The organism is Pseudomonas sp. S3_B11 (assembly GCF_054667715.1).
Genome location: NZ_CP162749.1, coordinates 2,707,138 through 2,727,372, shown reverse-complemented (window position 1 = coordinate 2,727,372; position 20,235 = coordinate 2,707,138). Strand labels below are relative to the sequence as shown.

At 61.8% G+C, this 20,235-nt stretch carries 11 protein-coding genes; 8 read left to right on the top strand and 3 right to left on the bottom strand.

Annotated features, from left to right (window positions below):
• The first annotated feature begins 55 nt into the window (after positions 1-55).
• Complete coding sequence (locus tag AB4O22_RS12420) at positions 56-823, top strand: ABC transporter ATP-binding protein (RefSeq protein WP_027911749.1); 768 nt, start codon at positions 56-58, stop codon at positions 821-823.
• Positions 824-885: 62 nt separating this feature from the next.
• Here the strand turns inward: AB4O22_RS12420 and AB4O22_RS12415 are convergent, their stop codons facing one another.
• Positions 886-1,989 carry a sigma-54 interaction domain-containing protein gene (locus AB4O22_RS12415; protein WP_003201370.1) on the bottom strand — a complete coding sequence of 368 codons (1,104 nt, stop codon included), beginning with the start codon at positions 1,987-1,989 and terminating at the stop codon, positions 886-888.
• Between the two features lie 305 nt (positions 1,990-2,294).
• Between AB4O22_RS12415 and AB4O22_RS12410 the strand changes: the two genes are divergently transcribed.
• The 3 genes from AB4O22_RS12410 (at position 2,295) to AB4O22_RS12400 (ending at position 6,156) form a co-directional block, all read left to right on the top strand.
• Positions 2,295-3,557 (top strand): serine hydrolase domain-containing protein, encoded by a 1,263-nt coding sequence (locus tag AB4O22_RS12410; protein ID WP_223471947.1) that lies wholly within the window; start codon positions 2,295-2,297, stop codon positions 3,555-3,557.
• Between the two features lie 118 nt (positions 3,558-3,675).
• Positions 3,676-5,013, top strand: coding sequence for an alginate export family protein (locus AB4O22_RS12405; protein ID WP_223471946.1), 1,338 nt, complete (start codon positions 3,676-3,678; stop codon positions 5,011-5,013).
• Between the two features lie 39 nt (positions 5,014-5,052).
• Positions 5,053-6,156, top strand: a complete 1,104-nt coding sequence (locus AB4O22_RS12400) for a polyamine ABC transporter substrate-binding protein (protein WP_460096400.1) — start codon at positions 5,053-5,055, stop codon at positions 6,154-6,156.
• Positions 6,157-6,207: 51 nt separating this feature from the next.
• On the opposite strand, the gene AB4O22_RS12395 is transcribed toward AB4O22_RS12400, so the two are convergent.
• Positions 6,208-6,819 (bottom strand): TetR/AcrR family transcriptional regulator, encoded by a 612-nt coding sequence (locus AB4O22_RS12395; RefSeq protein ID WP_223471944.1) that lies wholly within the window; start codon positions 6,817-6,819, stop codon positions 6,208-6,210.
• A 459-nt stretch (positions 6,820-7,278) separates the two neighbouring features.
• Here AB4O22_RS12395 and gabP point away from each other — a divergent pair, with 459 nt between their 5' ends.
• The 4 genes from gabP (at position 7,279) to AB4O22_RS12375 (ending at position 13,424) form a co-directional block, all read left to right on the top strand.
• On the top strand, positions 7,279-8,679 hold the full coding sequence (gabP, locus tag AB4O22_RS12390; protein ID WP_003201391.1) for a GABA permease: 1,401 nt from the start codon (positions 7,279-7,281) through the stop codon (positions 8,677-8,679).
• Between the two features lie 308 nt (positions 8,680-8,987).
• Positions 8,988-10,709, top strand: a complete 1,722-nt coding sequence (locus AB4O22_RS12385) for a type I secretion system permease/ATPase (RefSeq protein WP_003201392.1) — start codon at positions 8,988-8,990, stop codon at positions 10,707-10,709.
• Positions 10,702-12,072, top strand: a complete 1,371-nt coding sequence (locus AB4O22_RS12380; RefSeq protein ID WP_003201394.1) for an HlyD family type I secretion periplasmic adaptor subunit — start codon at positions 10,702-10,704, stop codon at positions 12,070-12,072. Before AB4O22_RS12385 ends, AB4O22_RS12380 begins: the two co-directional genes overlap by 8 nt.
• 2 nt (positions 12,073-12,074) lie before the next feature.
• Complete coding sequence (locus tag AB4O22_RS12375) at positions 12,075-13,424, top strand: TolC family outer membrane protein (RefSeq protein ID WP_043042843.1); 1,350 nt, start codon at positions 12,075-12,077, stop codon at positions 13,422-13,424.
• Between the two features lie 799 nt (positions 13,425-14,223).
• On the opposite strand, the gene AB4O22_RS12370 is transcribed toward AB4O22_RS12375, so the two are convergent.
• Entirely contained in the window at positions 14,224-19,836 is a 5,613-nt protein-coding gene (locus tag AB4O22_RS12370; RefSeq protein ID WP_460096399.1) for a putative Ig domain-containing protein, read from the bottom strand.
• Positions 19,837-20,235 lie beyond the last annotated feature (399 nt).

Sequence of the window (20,235 nt, the reverse complement as noted above, 5' to 3'; positions counted from 1 at the left end):
CATCGCGGCGGCCGGACGCATGCGTCCGGCCGCTGCCTGAAAAGGCGAAACTAGCATGACGACGAACGTGCCGATCCTGCAGGTCGACGATATTGAAGTCCTCTACGAACAGACCATCCTGGCCGTGCGCAGCGTGTCGCTGGAGGTCGCAAAAGGGCAGGTCGTGGTGCTGCTGGGCGCCAACGGCGCGGGTAAAAGCACCACGTTGAAAGCGGCCTCCAACCTGGTGCGCGCAGAACGGGGCGAAGTGGTGCGGGGGCGGATCGTCTACCAGGGACGGGAGGTGACCCACTGCGCGCCTCACACCTTGGCTGCGAACGGTTTGGTGCAAGTACTCGAAGGTCGGCATTGTTTCGCCCAGTTGACCGTGGAGGAAAATCTTCTGGCCGGCGCCCTGGCGCGCCAGGTGCCGCGGCGCCAGTTGCTGGCTGACCTGGAGTTGGTCTATGGCCATTTTCCGCGGCTGAAACTGCGGCGCAAAAGCCTGGCCGGCTACACCTCGGGCGGTGAGCAACAGATGATCGCGATAGGCCGTGCGCTGATGGCCAAGCCGCAACTGGTCTTGCTTGACGAACCGTCGATGGGCCTGGCGCCGCAAATCGTCGAGGAAATCTTCGAGATCGTGCGCCAACTCAATCAGCGCGATGGCGTCAGTTTCCTGATTGCCGAACAGAATATAAACATCGCCCTGGGCTACGCCCACTATGGTTACGTGTTGGAAAGCGGTCGCGTGGTCAGTGAAGGCAGCGCCGAACAACTGGCGGCTCGCGGTGATCTGCAGGATTTCTACCTGGGAACGCGGAGGAGAGGCCAGGAAGCATGATCATTCCCACGCTCCAGCGTGGGAACGATCAAAGATCCCAGGGCCCTGCAGGAGCCTTGGACTCAGGTCGACAGGTTGACCACCCGGCCATCCTGGGTGTCCAGTGCCGGGCGGCGTCGGTTGACCACCAGTTCGCCGATCCTGATCAGCAACGTGCGGGTGACATTGCGGCTCAGGCCCAGCAGGCTGGCGGTGTGGACCTGATTGCAATTGGCGTAGCGGTAGGCGGCGCGCAACAACTCGGCCTCGACCTTTTCATACAAGTCGCCATGCTCTTGCTCGAGCAGTTTCTCGAAGGCTTTTTGTAAAAGCGCCTCTGCGCTTTGAGGGGGCGCCTGCGGCGGGTTGTCCTGGCGTTCGATACGCAAGTTAGACAGGTGCAGGTCCTGCACGCCGATCACGTTGTTGCGGCAAATCAACAGGGTGTGGTGGATGACATTTTCCAGCTCGCGAATGTTCCCCGGCCAGGAATAGTCGAGCAATTTGCGCTGCGCCTGGGCATCCAGCGTCACCTCGCCGTGACCGAGCCTGCGGCTGTACTCGGCAATGAAGTGGCGGATCAGCGGCAGGATGTCACCGGGGCGTTCGCGCAGCGGTTTGAGCACCAGGCTGACCACGTTCAGACGGTAATAGAGATCTTCGCGAAAGTGCCCGGCATTGATGGCTTTTTCCAACTGTACGTTGGTGGCCGCCAACACGCGCACATTGATTTTGATGCTCTTGCGCGAACCCAGCCGGACCACCTCGCGCTCCTGTAGCACCCGGAGCAACTTGACCTGGATCGGCAACGGCAAATCACCGATTTCATCCAGGAACAACGTCCCGCCGTCAGCTTCCTCGAACCAGCCGGCCTTGGCCGTCAGTGCGCCGGTGAACGCGCCTTTTTCATGGCCGAACAGCTCGGCCTCCACCAGGGTTTCGGAAAACGCCCCGCAGTTGACCGCAACAAACGGTTTGTGGCGACGGGCGCTGAGGTTGTGTACGTGGCGCGCCACCAGTTCCTTGCCGGTCCCGGTCTGGCCGATGATCAGCACGCTGGCGTCACTGGGCGCGACTTGTTGCAGATGCGCCAGTAAAGCGCGGGAGGTGGGGTCTTCGAAGACCTGGGCCGTGGCACGAATCGAGGTGGCCAGGCCGGGGGAGGGAGGAAGCGTTAGAAGCTGCATGACGGTGGCCCGTTAATGAGATTGCCGTGACTGAAAATGGGTAAATGCCAACGTTCTTGAGGCAGTACCGCGAAGCCATTGGGCTTAAGGCTTAATCTAAATGATATAAAAAATAGACACCAAATAACTTCTAGTTATTTGCTTAAGGCTTTCGTCCCAGAATTCAGCACAGATCTATTGGTGTTGTCGCCGTTAATCGAATGAATTGAATTGACGGTAAAAAGTTTTATTGACTAAAAAATTACATCGGGTAATTATTTCTCTGCATCTGCTTTCACGCAGAGTCATTTTGCAGGGGCAACCCGATGAATCTGAACACCGTGCCTTCACTGGCCAGTCTTTACGTCGAGACTCACGAATCGCCATTTGACGCACGCCTGGCGCCTTCACTCATGCAAGGCTTTCCCGCCGAACCCCAGCGCCGCGTCACCTGGCACAACTGGATGAGCCCACCGTTCAACCAATGGGGTTTCCGCAACCTGGCGCGCTTGCGTCCTTCCATCGATGTGCAGGCCGGCAGCGGTCCGGTCAGCGCGTTCAGGCAGGCGCTCCAGGCGCTGGATGAGCTGCACTTCGACAGCGAGTGTGGCTTGAGCATCAGCGTGATCGATCACCTGGTCGCCAGCCAGACCGATGCTTTCCTGGTCTTGCAGGGCGACACCGTACTGTTTGAGCGCTACTTCAACGGCCAGCGTCCCCAGGACCGACACATCATGTTTTCGGTGACCAAGTCGCTGATCGGTGCCTTGGGCGAGCAACTGGTCTGCGAAGGCCTGCTGGACCCTACGTTGACGGCCACCCATTACGTACCGGAACTGGCGGGCAGCGCGTTTGCCGATGCTACCGTGCGCCAGTTGTTCGACATGGCGGTGGCCGTCGATTACAGCGAGGTCTATGAGGACCCGGATTCAGAGAGTTCCCAATACGGTTACGCCTGCGGTTTCCAGCCGGCGCCAGCGCAGTACGCGACCTTCGAATCCCTGTATCAGTACTTGCCCTCACTGAGGAAACGCGGCAGTCACGGCGGCTTTTTCCATTACGTGACGGCCACCACCGAGGCGTTGGCCTGGGTCATGGAGCGGGCATCAGGCAAGGCCTGCCATCAGTTGCTCCAAGAGATCTGGAGCCAGTTGGGCTGTGAACGTGACGGCTACTTCCTGGCGGACCCCTGGGGCCGCAGCGTCGCCGGTGCCGGTTTCAGTGCGACCTTGCGTGACATGGCGCGCTTCGGCCGTCTGCTGGCCAACGATGGCCGCCAGGGTGGGTCACAACTGCTCTCGGCCGAGGCGCTGGCCGGTATCGCCGCCGGAGCCGACCCCGCGATCTACGCTGCATCCCCTGACTTTTCGAGCTGGACCCCAGGCGCGTCCTACCGCAGCCAATGGTATGTCTTCAACGACCACAGCCAGGCGCTCATGGCCGGTGGCATCCATGGTCAATACCTGTTCATCGACAAACCGTCCGGCGTGGTGATCGTCAAGCAGTCGTCCCTGGGCGAGGCCGTCAGCCCATTCGACGGCGACAGCGTGCGCATGCTGCGTGCCATCGCGGCGCACCTGACGCCCTGACTTCATCCGATAAACACAAGAATTTTGCGTTCCGCTCACCTGGCCCCACCAGGTGTTGGCGCGGTTTTGCGCCGCCATTTACTGCCCTGTAACAACAATAATCACACAGGAGCTCCATATGGTTTCCATGATGCGTTTGTCCCGAACGTTCCTCGTGCTCGGGTTACCCTTGACCGCCCAGGTTGCCTGGGCGGGCTACACCTTCGAGGAGGGCAACCTCAAGGGCGAGGTCAACTTCAGTGCCGGTGGCGCAGTCCTTTCTACCCGCAACGTCAACTTTGGCGGCGGCGTGGTGGACATGCGCAGCGGCAAGAATCGCGGCACGAAAATCGACTGGCAGGAGTTCTACGTCAAGCCGGGCGTCAAGTTGGAGTACACCGTGCAGCCGGATTTCAGCCTGTTGGCTGGCGGCTCCCTGGTGGGCGCGACCACCTTCGGTGATGGTGATGCCGGTGGCTTTACCCGTAGCTCCGACGGCAAGCTGTCGACCGAAGAGTTTTATGGCGGTTTCCGGGCCGGGGAGTGGACGGTCACCGGCGGTCGCCAGAACTACATGATCGGCAACGGTTTCATCGTGATGGATGGCAACCTCGACCAGTTGAACGACGGCGCCTACTGGCTCGCCCCACGCACTGCCTTCAAGGATTCGGCGGTGGTCGCCTGGGATCATGGCGCGTTGAAGGTCCAGGGCTTCAGCCTGGGCACCGACAGCGACCTGGGTGACTTTCGCATGAGCGGCGTGAACCTGGACTACAACCTCGACGACCAGGTGACGCTGGGCGCCACCGCGTTGAAGGTCAAGGCCATGGGCCCCAAGGGCAGCACGTTGCCGCGTCGCCGCGATGGCATGCTGGTGTACAACGTCAGGGCGTTGAACGCCAGGCTCCCGGGCATCGCGGACCTGACCCTCAATGCCGAATATGCCCTTGAGCGAGGCAGCGGCGAAGGCGTGGATTACGACGCCAAGGCCTGGTATGGCCAGGCGGATTACACCTTCAGCACGCTGCCGTTGACCCCGGTGATCGGCTACCGCTACGCGAGCTTTTCCGGCGACGACAACCTCACGGACAACCGACAGAAAGCCTGGGATCCGTTGAGCAAGGGCTTCGTCGACTGGAGCACCTGGCTGATCGGTGATGTCGTCGGCAACTACCTGCTGTTCAACAGCAACGAAAACGTCCAGCAGTTCTCACTCAAGACCCACCTCAACGAAACCCTTACGCTCGGTGCGATCCACTACCAGTTCTGGCTCGACGAAAAAAACTACATGGGCACCGCCGTCAGCGACAAACGGTTTGCCGACGAGAGTGTAGTCTTCCTGGATTGGGCGCCTTCGAAGTCGCTGTCTACCTCGCTGTCCTATAACTGGGTCAAGCCCATGGCAGCGGCCAAGCAAGTCTTCGGCGACGACCGGAAATTCAGCGCGCTGGAACTCTACTTCACCTACCGCTATTAAGTGCCGCGAGCCTTCGCGGCTGCGCTGGAGTGTTTGATCATGCGTACATCTTTGCGTAATACCTTGCTGAGTGCTGTCGTTTCGATGCTGGTCAGTGGCGCAAGCCTGGCCGAAGAGCGGACGGTGCGAATCTACAATTGGATCGAATACCTGCCGCCTGAAATCCTCAAGAGTTTCCAGGAGGAAACCGGCATCCGTCCCATCTACGACGTCTTCGACAGCGTCGAGACCTTGGAGTCCAAACTCCTGACCGGCAACTCCGGGTATGACGTGGTCTACCCGAGCAGTTCCAACGTCAGCCACCTGATTGCCGCCGGTGCCGTCCAACCCCTGGACCGCAGCCAATTACCGAACTGGCAGCATCTGGACCCCGAGTTCATGAAGTCCCTGGAGGCGGTGGGTGATCCGGGTAACCGCTATGCGGCGCCGTACCTGTGGGGCACGACGCTGATCGGCTACAACGTCGACAAGGTGCGCCAGGTGCTGGGCGCCGATGTGCAGATGAACACCTGGGACATCCTTTTCAAGGAAGAGAACATGGCCAAGCTGGCCAGTTGCGGCGTGGGATTGCTCGACGCCGCCAACGAGATCGTGCCCATCGCCTTGCACTACGAAGGGCTCGACCCCAACAGCCAGAAACGTGAGGACTACGCAAAGGCGCAGGCGGCCATGCTCAAGGTTCGTCCCTACATCACCTACTTCAATTCGTCACGCTATGGCATGGACCTGGCCAACGGCGAGATCTGCGTAGGGGTAGGTTGGTCCGGTGGGGTGGCCCTGGCCAAACGACTGGCCCAGGACGCAGGGAAGGGGGTCAAGGTGGAAATGGCGCTGCCCAAGGAGGGCGCGCCGATGTGGTCGGACGTCATGATGGTGCCCACCAACGCCCCTCATACCCAAGAGGCCTACGCGTTCATCAACTACATCTTGCGTCCCGATGTCATTGCCCGGATCAGCAACAAGATCGGTTACCCCAACCCGAACAAGGACTCCACGACGCTGGTCAACGCCGATATCCGCAACAACCCCGCCATGTATGTGCCGGACGAGGCGCGCAAGACCCTGTTCGCGTTGGAGCCGGTGCCGGCGGCGGTGGAGCGGATCCGCACTCGCACCTGGACCAGCATCAAGACGCATCGCTGATCAGCGTGACCCGGTGTTGCGGCGCCGGGTCCGTATCGGTGGGGTGTTCGCTCAGGCGCGCATGCCCAGGAAGAGCAATTCGGTGATACGCCGGACCTGGGTGGAGTGTGCCTCGATGTCCGGCTGTTCCTGGTTGACCAACCGGAACAGCTGCAAGTGCGAATAGTCGTTCAACAGGAAGGCGGCGAGGTCGACGTCGAGGTCGGCGCGCAGCTTTCCGGCCTGTTGCAATTCCCTGATCAGCCCACTGATTTCGGCCCTGAGCGCATCGTTCATGGCGCGATAACCCTCCGGCAGCCCGTTGTCGCCACCAAACAGAATCAGCGGCAGCAACTCGCGCCAAAGGCTCGGATGCATGACCTCCAGCGCGTAACCGGTCAACAGCCGCTCCAGATAACACAGTGCTTCGACCGGGTCTTCGATTTCAGGGATCTGGCTGCGGGTGTCCGTGAGTGCGCGCTGGTCGGCGTCGTGCAGGATCTCCAGGATGATCTCCTGCTTGTTGCCGAAGTACTTGAAGACGGTAGGCGCCGATACGCCGGCCTGGCTGGCGATCTGTTCGATGGTGGTGTTCTGGAAACCCTGGCGCTCGAACAGTTCGACCGCCGCCTTGCTGATGGCTTGGCGGCGTTCGGCTTTTTGACGTTCACGCAGTCCGCTCACGGGAGGTCCTTGTCGTTGAAATAATAAAGGGCGAACGGCGTAATGCCAGCCAGTTGGAGATCAACCTGTGGGAGCGAGCCTGCTCGCTCCCACAGGAACTGACAGGCATGCAATAGCGCCCAGTGCATCACGCAAAATACTTAACCCAGTAAATTTTTTAAAGGACTTATTTCAACGCCAACCCTCAGCACGTTGGCTGAATACCGCGATCCAGACACCTGGCAAGCGGCAAAACGCCATGCCCCACTTGGCGAAATCAGGCACGGGGATGGCGCGTTCAGGTAACTAACTCGGGAGGGAAGGCAGGTAACGTGGCGCGACTTTTCACCGCAAGTGCGCACGTTCGCCCAGGGTGGATCAACCCGACCAAGAGGTACCGCTTCCAGGAGGGGCGGGAATACCAGAAGCACCGACTGTCCCTGCGCGCGTCTCAATGTTCGATCACAAGAGAATAAAAAAATGACCAGCCCCAGCTTCAAGGATTCGAACGGCCATTTGGCACAGGGCTTCAAGCCTCGTCACGTCACCATGCTGTCCATCGCCGGAATCATCGGTGCGGGTCTGTTCGTGGGATCGGGCCATGCCATTGCCGCCGCCGGCCCGGCCGTCATGCTGGCCTACCTGTTTTCCGGGCTGTTGGTGGTCCTGGTCATGCGCATGCTGGGCGAGATGGCGGTCTCCAATCCGGACACCGGCTCCTTCTCCACCTATGCCGACCAGGCCATCGGACGCTGGGCAGGCTTCACCATCGGTTGGCTCTACTGGTGGTTCTGGGTGTTGGTGATTCCCATCGAAGCGTTGGCCGCCGGCCATGTGTTGAACCAGTGGTTTCCCGCCGTCGATGCCTGGTTGTTCGCCTCGGTGTCGATCGTGCTGCTGGCGGTGACGAATCTGTTCAGTGTGTCCAAATACGGCGAGTTCGAGTTCTGGTTCGCCATGGCCAAGGTGGTGGCGATCATCGGCTTCATCTCCCTGGGTTTCGCGGTGCTGATGGGGTGGATTCCCGAGCGCGAAGCCAGCGGCCTGAGTCGCTTGATGGAGGAGCATGGCGGGTTCGCCCCCAACGGTCTGTCGGCGGTGGTGGGCGCGTTCATTACCATCATGTTCAGTTTCATCGGTACGGAGGCGGTGACCATCGCAGCCGCCGAATCCGACAACCCTGCGCAGAACATTGCCAAGGCCACCCGTTCGGTGATCTGGCGCATCGGTGTGTTTTACCTGCTGTCGATCTTCGTGGTCATTTCCGTCGTGCCTTGGAACGATCCACTCCTGGCTTCAGTGGGTTCCTACCAGCGAGCGCTGGAGCTGATGAACATTCCCCACGCCAAATTCCTGGTGGATGTGGTGGTGCTGATCGCCGTGGCCAGTTGCATGAACTCCTCGATCTATATCGCCTCGCGAATGTTGTACTCCCTGGGGCGTCGCGGCGATGCGCCAAAGGCCTTGAAGGTCACGTCTTCGGCCGGTGTCCCAAGGTCTGCGGTGATTGCCAGTACCGTGCTCGGCGCGGGCGTCACCTTGTTCAGTTACTTCATGCCCGCCGGCCTGTTCCAGTTCCTGCTCGCCAGCTCCGGCGCCATCGCGTTGCTGGTGTATCTGGTGATCGCCATCTCGCAGCTGCGCATGCGCCGGATGTTGCAACGGCAGAATATCGAGCTGCCTTTTCGCATGTGGCTGTTCCCCTGGCTGACCTGGTTGGTCATCGTGTTCATCTCGGCGGCGCTGGCGGTCATGATGATCACGCCCGAGCACCGCAGCGAGGTTAGTACCACCCTGGGCCTGGCGCTGGTCATTTCCTTTGTCGGCCTGGTGACGTCGCGGCATTCGCCCCAGCCTGAACGGGTCGTTTCCCTCGGCTAGCCGTGCTGTTTTCATCCTGTTGACGCCACGTTACTGGCGTCAACAAAACCGCTTTTTTGGCCCATTCGAGAGGCAATAAGCTTCGTCTCGAAGCGCGGCCCGTCCGCCTGTCACCCACTTGCAAGCACACCCCTGCAAACCGGCACTAACCCGCGGCTGCGTTGTCAGTAATTGGCGCCTGTAGGGATGAGGATCGCCCCTGATAACAGCGCGCCAGCTGGATAGTTTTTTCTCGATCACTCTCGGGAAAAAGAGCCTTGCGATGGATTGCGTCCTGGACCGACCATTTCTCTTGCAGGCGATTTCCCATGGGGTTTCTACTCGATCCGCGTCATGACATTGATGCTGCCTTATTGAGCTACCGCCGGGTGTTCTGGGCGCTGGCATTGTTCAGTGGCGTGATCAATCTGTTGGTGCTGGTGCCGTCGCTCTACATGATGCAGGTCTACGACCGGGTCCTGACCAGCCGCAACGAAACCACCTTGTTCATGCTCACCTTGATGGCCCTGGGACTGTTCATGTTCAGTGCCCTGATCGAGTGGGTCCGTGGCGAGGTGATGATTCGCATGAGCGCAGGGCTGGACGAAGCCCTGGGCGAGCGGATTTTCGACGCCGCTTTTGCCCGCAGCCTGCGTGAGCACAACGCCAACCCGGCGCAGGTGCTCACCGACCTGGCGACGCTGCGCCAGTTGATTACCGGGCAGGGCCTGATCGCCTTGCTCGATGCACCCTGGCTGCCGATCTTCCTGCTGGTGGCGTTCATCTTTCACCCCTGGTTCGGCGTGCTGACACTGGTGTTGGCCTTGGTGCTGATCGGCCTGGCGTTGTGGGGAGAACTGGCGACGCGAGCGCGCCTGGGGGAGGCCAATCGGCTGGGGGTGCAGTCGTCGATCTATGTAAACAGCACACTGCACAATGCCGAAGTCATCCAGGCCCTGGGCATGCTCGGGCCGCTGCGTCAGCGCTGGAGCCTGTTGCAGCAACGGATCATTGCCGCCCAGGCCCATGCCAGCGACCGCAGCGCGCGTATCACCTCGACGACCCGTTTCGTACGTATCTCCGGGCAGTCCCTGGCGTTGGGGCTGGGCGCTTTGCTGGTGCTTGAAGGCCAACTGTCGGCGGGCATGATGATTGCGATGTCGCTGTTGCTGGGGCGAGCCCTGGCGCCCGTGGAAATCGCCATCGGCTCGTGGAAGCAATTCAACGCCGGACGCCAGAGCTACCAGCGCCTGAGCCAATTGCTGGCCCAACATCCGCGCGAGCGTCTGCGCATGCCGTTGCCGCCACCCACCGGCGCGGTGCGCCTGGAACAGCTGTATGTCGGTCCGCCAGGTGCTTCGCAGCCGATCCTGCGCGGGATCAATTTCAGCCTCGCCAAGGGCGATGTGCTTGCCGTGGTCGGGCCCAGCGCCAGTGGTAAGTCGACACTGGCGCGCGCCTTGGTTGGGGTCTGGCCGGCCATGGGCGGGTCGGTGCGCCTGGACGATGCCGAGATCAGCCAATGGTCCCACGACGCCTTGGGGCCGTACCTTGGATACCTGCCACAGGACATCGAGTTGTTCGATGGCACGGTTGCCGACAACATCGCCCGCTTCGGTGAGCAGGACGCCGACAAGATCATCGCCGCCGGGCGTCATGCCGGCATCCACGAAATGATCCTGCGCTTTCCCAAGGGCTACGACACGCCGTTGGGCCCTGGTGGGCTTGGCTTGTCCGGTGGGCAAAAACAACGCCTGGGCCTGGCTCGCGCGCTCTACGGACGGCCATCGCTGATCGTGCTCGATGAGCCCAACTCCAATCTCGATGACGCCGGTGAGCTGGCGCTGGTGCAGGCTATCAGTGCGCTCAAGGCGGCCGGCAGCACCGTGGTGTTGATTACTCACCGCCCCAGTGTGCTGGCGGTGGTCGATCACATCCTGGTGCTCAAGGACGGTACTCAACAAGCGTTCGGCCCACGGGACCGGGTGCTCAAGGCATTGATGCCGGGGCCCAGGCCGGCCGCGGTCAGGGAGGCGGGCGGCGATGCGTGATCTGACTCCAGGGGCACAAGCGTACAGCGAGCAAGGGTTGAGCGTGCGCAGCACCACGACGCTGCCCAGCGCCAGTACCGACGCCGGAAGCGCGGCTCGTTATGGCGTGGGATTCCTGGTCCTGACGCTGGGCGGTTTCCTGCTCTGGGCCTGCCTGGCGCCGCTCGACCAAGGGGTGGTAGGCAGCGGCACCGTGGTGGTGGCAGGGGAGCGCAAGGCCGTGCAGTCGCTGGTCGGCGGGGTGGTGGAAAAGCTGCTGGTCAGCGATGGCGACCGCGTCACCCAAGGGCAATTGCTCGTGCAGCTCAATACGGTGCAGGCGCAATCGCAACTGGACGTGACCCTGGGCAAGCTGCTCAATGATCGCAGCATCGAGGCGCGCTTGATTGCCGAGCGTCTGGGCAATGCCGAGATCCAATGGCCCGCGGAACTGCTGGCCCACGCCGACGAACCGCGAGTCAAGGCGGCCATGGCCTTGCAGAGCCAGTTGTTCATCACCCGCCGCGCGGAGCTGGGCAGCCGCTTGCAGATCATCGAGCACGAAGCCGCGGCCTTGCAGCAGCAATTGCTTGGCTACGAAGGCGTCAAGCGCAACTACGATGCGCAGATGCGCTTCCAGCAGCAGGAGCTTGAAGGCCTGCGCGATTTGGCCCGGGAAGGCTACGTTCCGCGCAACAAACTCTTCGAGGCCGAGCGCAACGCGGCCCAGTTGGCGGGGCAGATCGCCTCTGGGGTGGGTGATGTCGGCAGGACTCGCCAGGCGATCAATGAAAGCCGGCTCAAGGCCTTGCAGGCGCAGCAGGAGTTCCGCCGTGATGCCGAAACCCAGCTCAGCGAAGTCTCGGCCGAGGCCGCCGGTTATGCCGACCAGATTCGCGCCTTGCAGTTTGAAGTCGACAACGGTGCGATCCGTGCGCCAGTGGCCGGGCAGGTCATGGACGTGAGCATTCATACCGTCGGCGGCGTTGCGCAGGCCGGCCAGACCCTGATGCAGGTCGTGCCGCTGGATGCACCGATGGCGATCACCGCGCGTTTCGAGCCGCTGATGGCCAACAAGCTGCGTCCGGGCCTGCCGGTGCATGTGCATTTCACGGCGCTGCAACGGGTGGATACGCCGACGGTCACCGGCACGGTGACGACGGTGTCGGCGGACCAGTTGATCAATGAGCAGACACATCAACCGTACTTCTCCGCCAAGGTCGAGATTCCCGCCGACACCGTGGTTGCGTTGCAGAGCGCCGGCCTGCTGGTGCGCCCGGGCATGCTCGCCGATGTCACGGTGGTGACGGGCGAGCGCACCTTGATGAATTACCTGATGAAGCCTTTGCGTGAACGCTTGCTTGCAGCCTTCAAGGAGGAATGAGCATGGTCGATCGTTGCCGCTACCGTTTGCGTGTATTGCTGAGCCTGTGTGCGGGTTGGGCGGCGCTCAATCCGGTGTGGGCCGCCGAGGGGGGCCTGAGCCTGACCGCCGCTTATGATGCCTCGCGCCTCAACGATCCGACCGTTCAGTCGGCTGCCCACGCTTTTGAAGCTTCGCGGCATGAAGAGGACATCGGGCGTGGCGGCCTTTACCCGCAAGTGTCGCTGACCTCGCGCTACGGCTACGGCGGGCGGACCGATGGCGGTGACGACAGCACCTACGTCAACAGCAATGATTACCAGGCGAACAACGTGACCCTGGCGGCGCAACAGCCGCTCTACGACAAGGCACGCTGGGCGGCCTATCAGGAGGGCAAGGCGCGCGGTCAACTGGGCACCCAGGTGTTCGATGTGGCCGGCCAGACCCTGTATGACCGGGTGGCGAAGGGGTATTTCGACGTCGCCCGGGCCGAGAACGAGATCAAGTTGATCGTCCAGCAGAAGAGCGCGATCCAAGGCTTGGTCGTTCAAAGTAAAAAGCTTTATGAAGGCGGCCAAGGTGCGATCACCGATATCGACGAAGCCCAGGCGCGGCTCGATCTGGTGCAAGCCCAAGAGGCTGAAGCCCAGGCCCGCCGCATGGCGGCGTTGCGGGCCTTGTCCGGGCGCGCCAGCGTGCCCATCGATGACATCCAGCCGATGCGCGAAGAATTGGCCGCCGGTAGCCCGATCCCGCCTGAGCAGGACTTGCCTTACTGGACGGCGATTGCCCGTGAAGCCAGCCCCGAGCTGGCCGCTCGGCTGGCGGCGGTGAAAGTGGCCGAGGCCCAGGCCGACAGCCAGCGTGCCGGGCATTATCCAACCTTGTCGCTGACCACCCAGTTGACCCGCCGGGAAACCCGTCAATACCAGGAACTCGACCCGCGCCAGGACACCTACTACGTGGGTGTGCAATTGGATATTCCGTTGTATCGCGGCGGGGCGGTACGGGCCTCGGTGGCCAAGGCCGAAGCGCAACTGGCCGGTGCCCAGTCCGACTACGACGTGCAACGCCAGCAACTGGCCGAAGATATCGAGACCGATTACCTGGGCGTCGTGGCCGGGTTTGCCAAGAGCAAGGCGATGCAGCGGGCGGTGGAGTCCAATCAGCGTGCGCTGACCTCGACGGAAAAAGGCTTCCAGGGCGGCGTGCGTTCCACGGTGGATATTCTTGACGCCCAGCAGCGGCTGTTCCAGGCCCGCCGAGACCTGCTTAATACCAAGCTCGACATGCTGCAAAGCTATGTGAGCCTGCACACCCACACCGGCCAGATGAACCGCGCGGTACTGGAGCAGGTGCAGAGTTTGTTCTAGACAATCCAGGGTTCAAGTTTGCAACTTATCCCTGTGTGCGGGCTTGCTTGCGATAGCAGTGTGTCAGTCTGCCTTGATGTTGGATGTGCCGCCGTCATCGCGAGCAAGCTTTGCTCCCACGGTTTGGATCGGTGCCAGCCTGCGATTTCTTTGCCAACAAAAAAATCCCCCGTGGGAGCAAAGCTTGCTCGCGATAGCGGTGTGTCAGTCTGCCTTGATGTTGGATGTGCCGCCGTCATCGCGAGCAAGCTTTGCTCCCACAGTTTGGATCGGTGCCAGCCTGCGATTTCCCTGCCAACAAAAATCCCAGTGGGAGCAAAGCTTGCTCGCGATAGCAGCGTGTCAGTCTGCCTTGATGTTGGATGTCCGCCGTCATCGCAAGCAAGCTTTGGCCCCACAGTTTGGATCGGTGCCAGCCTGCGATTTCCCTGCCAACAAAAATCCCCTGTGGGAGCAAGGCTTGCTCGCGATAGCGGTGTGTCAGTCTGCCTTGATGTTGGATGTGCCGCCGTCATCGCGAGCAAGCTTTGCTCCCACAGTTTGGATCGGTGCCAGCCTGCGATTTCCCTGCCAACAAAAATCCCAGTGGGAGCAAAGCTTGCTCGCGATAGCGGTGTGTCAGTCTGCCTTGATGTTGGATGTCCGCCGTCATCGCGAGCAAGCTTTGCTCCCACGGTTTGGATCGGTGCCAGCCTGCGATTTCCCTGCCAACAAAAATCCCCTGTGGGAGCAAAGCTTGCTCGCGATAGCGGTGGGTCGGTCAGCATCCATGCTGTATTGCGGGCAAGCCAGGGGGCAATCAGGCGGTGAAGTCGCTGGCGTGCAGCTCCTTGACGCCGACCAGTTCGAATTCGAACTCGGGGGTGGTGTCGGCGTTGGTGCTGCCGGAGAGGATGCCATCGACGAAGCGCAGTTGGCCGGTGGCGTTGGTGGGGTCGAAGGCGTTGCTGCCGATGAACGTGAAGGCATCGACTGTGGCGGTCAGCGGGTTGGCGTCCAGGCCGGTGAGGTCCAACTTGTCGAACTCCGCGCTCTTGAAGCCGTTGATCACATCGCGCAGGGCTCCGACGCCCATGTCCGACAGCGCACCAAACGCGTAGGTGTCCGCACCCGTGCCTCCGGTGAGGTTGTCGGTGCCTGCACCGCCGATCAACCGGTCATCGCCCGAACCACCCACCAGCGTATCGTTGCCGGCCCCTCCGTCGAGGACGTTCGCCGCGCTGTTGCCCGACAGTGTGTCGGCGTAGGCGCTTCCCTTCAGGTTCTCGATGAACTTCAAAGTGTCGAGCCCAGACCCCACGGTGTTCTGTTGCGCCGACGTCGAGAGGTTGACGGTCACGCTGGACAGCGCCCGTTCAAAGCTCGCCGTGTCAATGCCATCGCGTCCATCCAGTACATTGTTGCCGGCCCCGGCGAACAGCGTATTGTCCAGCGCGTTGCCGGTGCCATTGGCGGCGCCGGTGCTATCGACATACAGGTTCTCGACGTTGTTGCCCAAGGTATAGGCCGCGAGGCTGCTGTGCACGCTGTCGATCCCGCCGGTCACGGTATTGCTGTTGGTCTCGATCACGCTGTCGTCGGCGTTGTCGACAAAGTAGCTGTCGTTGCCGTCGCCACCGCTCATGCTGTCGGCCCCTGCGGCACCGTCCAGCGCGTTATGGGCGGCATTGCCGGTGATGAAATTGCGCCGTTCATTGCCGGTGCCGTCGATGTCCGACACGCCGGTGAGCACCAGGTTTTCCAGATTGGCGCCCAGGGTCCAACTGACCGAGGCTTGCACCGTGTCGATCTGCGAGAGCGAGGTGTTGGTTTCCACCACGCTGTCGAAGGCATTGTCGACCACGTAGATGTCGTTGCCGTCGCCACCGGTGAGGGTGTCGGCGCCCAGGTCGCCGTTCAGCGTGTCGTTGCCCGAACTGCCCACCAGGGTGTCGTCCTGGTCGGTACCGGAGATCATGCCGCCCTGGTTCTGGGCGTTGTCGAAAATGTCCTGCACGCTGTTGTTGTCGTTGGGATTGCCCTGGAAGCCCAGGTCATCGGCAATGTAGTCCGCCAGGCGTTGGCCGACGATCTCCGCCGACTCCTCGTGCAGGTGCCAGACGTCATCGGGGTACACCAGCGGGTCGACTTCGTAGCGCAAGGGCAGGTCGGTGTAGTCCACCGCCAGCTTGACGTCGGCGCGCTCGGCGGCGATGGCTTCCTGGGCGGCGCGGACATAACCGACGCCCTCGACGATGGACGCGATTTTCTCTTCCGAATAACCCCGGGCCCGGGCCGCATCCTGCTCGTAGTGACCGGTTTCCATCAGGTACACGCTGAAGTTGCCGAATTGGGCGTGCAAGTAGTCGAACACCTTCAGGGTCGCGGCCTTGTAGGCCGCTGCCGCCGCTGCCTTGTCAGTGGCACGGGCGATTTCCTGGGCGGCTTCCTCGCCCTGGCCCCAGATGATGCCCATGGTGACGTTATCGATCGCCTGCAGTTCGGTGCGCTGGTCGCGCAGCAATGTCACCGCCCGCAACAGTGCCGGTCCGGGTTGGTTGGTGTCGGTCAGCCACCAGCACAGCTGGAGCTCCTCGGGGCTGAGTGTGGACAGGCCGTTGACCGTGCTGCCGCCCACCGCGATGTCGATGCCATTGCCGTCGGCATCGGTGAACTGGCTGCGCACGTCATAGGTGGTGTAGCGGTCCAGGTCATTGACCAGCATCGAGGTGCCGGACTGGTTGTCGTCCTCGGTCATGCGCAGCAGGCGGGCATTGGATTGGCCGAGGGTCGGCAGGTAGAGAATGTCTTGCTGGGCGCGCTCGCCGAAGACGAAGTCGCTGGCGGTGAGGGTGTTGAGGTAGTTGCCATTGAGGGCGATCTCGAAGCGATTGCCGTCGGCATCGGCTTCGGCGGACTTGATGTAGGTCTTGTCGCCGGCCGAGTTCAGGGTCATGTACAGCGTGTCGTTGCTGCCGTCGCCGAGGCCGAGAAAGCCCAGCCCCGAGAGATCGATTTTGTCGACGCCGACGGTGAAGTCATAAATCGTGTCGGTGGCCGTCACACCCCCGGTGTCGTAGTCGCGGTAGCTGTCGGAGAGGTTGCTGTAGCGGAACGTGTCGGCACCGTCACCGCCGTACAGCGAATCGCGTCCGGCACCACCGTCGACGATGTCCGCGCCGGTGCCGGCCTTGATCGTGTCGTTGCCGCCCAGGCCAAGGATCAGGTCCGCGCCGGTCGTGCCGTTGAGGGTTTCGGCATTGTTGGTACCGGTGATGGTGTTGGCGGGCGCATCGGCCACCACCAGGGCGAAGTTGTCACTGACCGAGGCGCCCGAGGGGTCGGTGGCCTTGACCAGCACGTCGTAGTTGCCTGCCGCAGTGCTGGTCGGGGTACCGCTGAAGGTCAGGCTGGTGGCATTGAAACTCAGCCAGGCGGGCAGGGCGTTGCCGTTGGCGAGGGTCGCGGTGTAGGTCAGCACATCCTGGTTGGCGTCGGTGAAACTGTTGCTGGCCACGGTGTAACTGAACGGCGTGCTTTCACTGGCGTTCTGGTCCAGCAGTGGGGTAGCGACGACCGGCGCCACATTGGCGGGGTTGGTCTGGTCGGCGAAGACAAAGTGACTGGCCGTCAGGCTGCTGAGGAAGTTGCCTGCTATCGAGACCTCAAACCGGTTGCCGTTGGCATCGACCGTCAGGTCCTTGAGGTAGGTGCGGTTGGTCGACGAACTGTAAGTGACCTGCAGGGTGCCGTTGAGCCCGTTGCCCAGGCCGGTATAGCCAAGCGCCGAGACATCGATCTTGTCCGCAGTCAGGTCGAAGTCGAGGATCTGGTCACTGGCGCTGGTGGAGCTGGTGCGGTAGCTGTCGAGTTTCGAGGTGTAGCGGAATACATCGGCCCCCGTGCCGCCGGTGAGCTTGTCGACCCCGGTGCCGCCGACCAGGATGTCGTTGCCGGCGCCGCCATTGAGGGTGTCGTTGCCCGCGCCACCGAACAATTGCTCATTGGCTGCGGTGCCGGTCAGCGTGTCGTTGTTCGGCGTGCCATTGATCACAATGGCGGTGGGAACGTCCTGCACGGCGAGGGTAAAGCTGTCGCTGACGGTGGCGTTGCTGCCGTCGCTCGCGGTGACCTGGATGGCGTAGGTGCCCGACGCGGTGTCGGGTGGCGTACCGCTGAAGGTGCGGGTGGCGGCATCGAAGACCAGCCAGCTGGGCAGGGCGCTGCCATTGGCGAGTTTGGCGATGTAGCTCAGGCTGTCGTTATCCGGATCGGTGAAACTGGTGGCCGGCACCACGTAGCTGAACGGGGTGTTTTCGGTCGCGTTCTGGTCCAGCAGCGGCGTCGCCAGTACCGGCGCCTGGTTGGTCGGCGAGGTGGTGGCGAAGACGAAGTTGGCGCTGGTCAGGGTGTTGAGGTAATTGCCATCCAGCGCCACTTCGAAGCGGTTGCCATTGGCATCGGCTTCCAGGGACTTGATGTAGGTCTTGGTGCCGGCACTGTTGAGCACCAGGTACACGGTGTTGTTCTTGCCGTCCCCCAGGCCGGTGAAGCCCATGGCCGAGAGGTCGATCTTGTCGGCGCTGATGTCGAAGTCGGTGATCAGGTCGCCGAGGTTGGCGCCGCCGGTGTTGTAGTTGCGGTAGCTGTCCAGGCGGTTGGAGAACACGAAGGTGTCCGCCCCGGCGCCACCGGTGAGGGTGTCCATGCCAGCACCGCCGTCGAGCTTGTCGTCGCCGGCGCCACCACTGAGGCTGTCGTTGCCCGCCAGACCGAGCAGGGTATCGGCCGCATCGCTACCCAACAGCGAGTCGCTGCCGCTGGTGCCGGTGACCACCCGGTTGAAGATGAAGTTGCTGGCGGTCAGGGTACTGGCCAGGTTGCCCGAGAGGATCAGCTCGAAGCGATTGCCGCTGGCATCGGCGTCGAAGTCCTTGATGTAGGTGCGGTTGTTGCTGGCGCTGTAGCTGACCTGCAGGGTGCCGCCACGGCCATTGCCCAGGCCGGTGAATCCGAGGCCGGCGAGGTCGATCTTGTCCTGGGTGACGTCGAAGTCGGTGATGGTGTCATCGAAGCTGGTGGTCGCGTTGCGGTAACTGTCCGACTGGGCGACGAACCGGAACGTATCGGCCCCGGTGCCCCCGGTGAGTTTGTCGATGCCGGCGCCACCGACGAGGATGTCGCTACCGGCCGCGCCATTGATCGTGTCGTTGCCTGCGCCGCCGTAGAAAATCTCGTTGGCGGCGCTGCCGAGCAGGGTGTCGTTGCCAGCCGTACCTTGCACGGTGGTCATGGGCACCGTGGCACTGACGTAGCTGCCGTCGCCATAGACCAGCGTGGCGCCATTACTGGTGTGGCTGATGGTGTTGGCGATGATCGCGTTGCGGTCGGTGCCGTCCTCGTTGCGCTCTGCCACGCCATAGGTCGACAGGTTGCTGCCGCTGATGATGTTGCCCTGGATGAGGTTGTCGCTGCCGTTGAAGTACTTGCCGGACACGCCCAGGGTGTCGTCGTAGGACTGGATGATGATTTCCGGTACGGCACCGCCCAGGGAATTGTTGTTGAGGGTGTTGTCGATGATTTCGACGTGGTTGCTGCCGTAGATGCGGATCCCGGCGCTGCTGTTGTCGTGGATGTCGACGCCGGTGACGGTCACTTCGCTGGAGAGCTTGATCAGCACCCCTTCGGCGCCGTTGCCATACACCTCGCCGCCGGTGATGGTGATGTTGTTGGGCGAGGGGATGTCTTCGCTACCGCGCTGGACCACGATGCCATTGCCGCCGTTGTCGTAGGCGACGTTGTTGGTCATGGTGAAGTCGTGGGTGCTGGTGACGACGTTGAAACCGTGGCGGTCGTTGTCGTAGGCGACGTTGTTTTCGAAGGTGCTGTCGCTGAGGAAGTCGGCGACAAAACCGTCCAGGCCGTTGCCGTGGGACACGCTGTTCTTGATGACCATGTTGACGGTTTGCTCGTGGGGGTCGAAACCGTACCCGGAGCAATCCTTGATCTCGACGCTGTCGAGGGTGACGTTGGAGTCGTAGCCTTCTTGGCCGGGAATGTAGCCGTTGAACCAGCCGTCGACCTTGCCGGTGGTGCTGTCGCGGTTGCCGTCGATGGTGAGGTTGCTGACGCCGAAGTCGTGGGTTTCCTCGCCGTAGGCCGAGCGGATGATGCCGGTGATCTTGGTGTCGGAGCCGTCGACCAGCTTGACCGTGGTCTCGCCCATGCCGTCGCCGTACAGGTAGACGTTGCTCTTGAGCATCAGGCAGCCATCGGAAGGTTCCACTCCTCCCGAAACGATGTAGGTACCGGTCGGCATGTACACCTGCCCACCGCCGGCCGCGGCCGCCGCATCAATCGCACTCTGGATGGCTGCCGTGTCGTCGGTGATGCCATCTCCTTTGGCGCCAAAATTTTGTACGTTGAAAATCATGAGCTTATCTCCGTATCAGGCTTGAACCTCGGTAGACGTCAACATTCCATCGACGACCTTCGTGTTATGACCCAGCGGAGCGCAAAAGTTGTGACCGCATATCGGGGAAAGTGTCAAAAAGCCGGACTAACTGATCAGCGGTTGTGTAGGGATTGCGCAGGAGTAACGTTCTGTTGACGCTTTCTCAACGCCGACGATGCCCTTTCCTGTGGGAGCGAGCTTGCTCGCGATAGCGGTGCGCCAGTCAACATCGATGCAGCTGAACCGACGTTATCGCGAGCAAGCTCGTTCCCACAGGGGACACCGTGCGGTTTCCTTGATTGGCATCAACCCCACTTTCGGGATGGCGCGATAACCTCGAATAAACCATCGCCCCGCTGAAGAGGGCGACCGAGGAAG

Coding starts and splice junctions, on each gene's coding strand:
- AB4O22_RS12420 (WP_027911749.1), top strand. CDS start 56: ATGACGACGAACGTGCCGATCCTGCAGGTCGACGATATTGAAGTCCTC.
- AB4O22_RS12415 (WP_003201370.1), bottom strand. CDS start 1,989: ATGCAGCTTCTAACGCTTCCTCCCTCCCCCGGCCTGGCCACCTCGATT.
- AB4O22_RS12410 (WP_223471947.1), top strand. CDS start 2,295: ATGAATCTGAACACCGTGCCTTCACTGGCCAGTCTTTACGTCGAGACT.
- AB4O22_RS12405 (WP_223471946.1), top strand. CDS start 3,676: ATGGTTTCCATGATGCGTTTGTCCCGAACGTTCCTCGTGCTCGGGTTA.
- AB4O22_RS12400 (WP_460096400.1), top strand. CDS start 5,053: ATGCGTACATCTTTGCGTAATACCTTGCTGAGTGCTGTCGTTTCGATG.
- gabP (WP_003201391.1), top strand. CDS start 7,279: ATGACCAGCCCCAGCTTCAAGGATTCGAACGGCCATTTGGCACAGGGC.
- AB4O22_RS12385 (WP_003201392.1), top strand. CDS start 8,988: ATGGGGTTTCTACTCGATCCGCGTCATGACATTGATGCTGCCTTATTG.
- AB4O22_RS12380 (WP_003201394.1), top strand. CDS start 10,702: ATGCGTGATCTGACTCCAGGGGCACAAGCGTACAGCGAGCAAGGGTTG.
- AB4O22_RS12375 (WP_043042843.1), top strand. CDS start 12,075: ATGGTCGATCGTTGCCGCTACCGTTTGCGTGTATTGCTGAGCCTGTGT.
- AB4O22_RS12370 (WP_460096399.1), bottom strand. CDS start 19,836: ATGATTTTCAACGTACAAAATTTTGGCGCCAAAGGAGATGGCATCACC.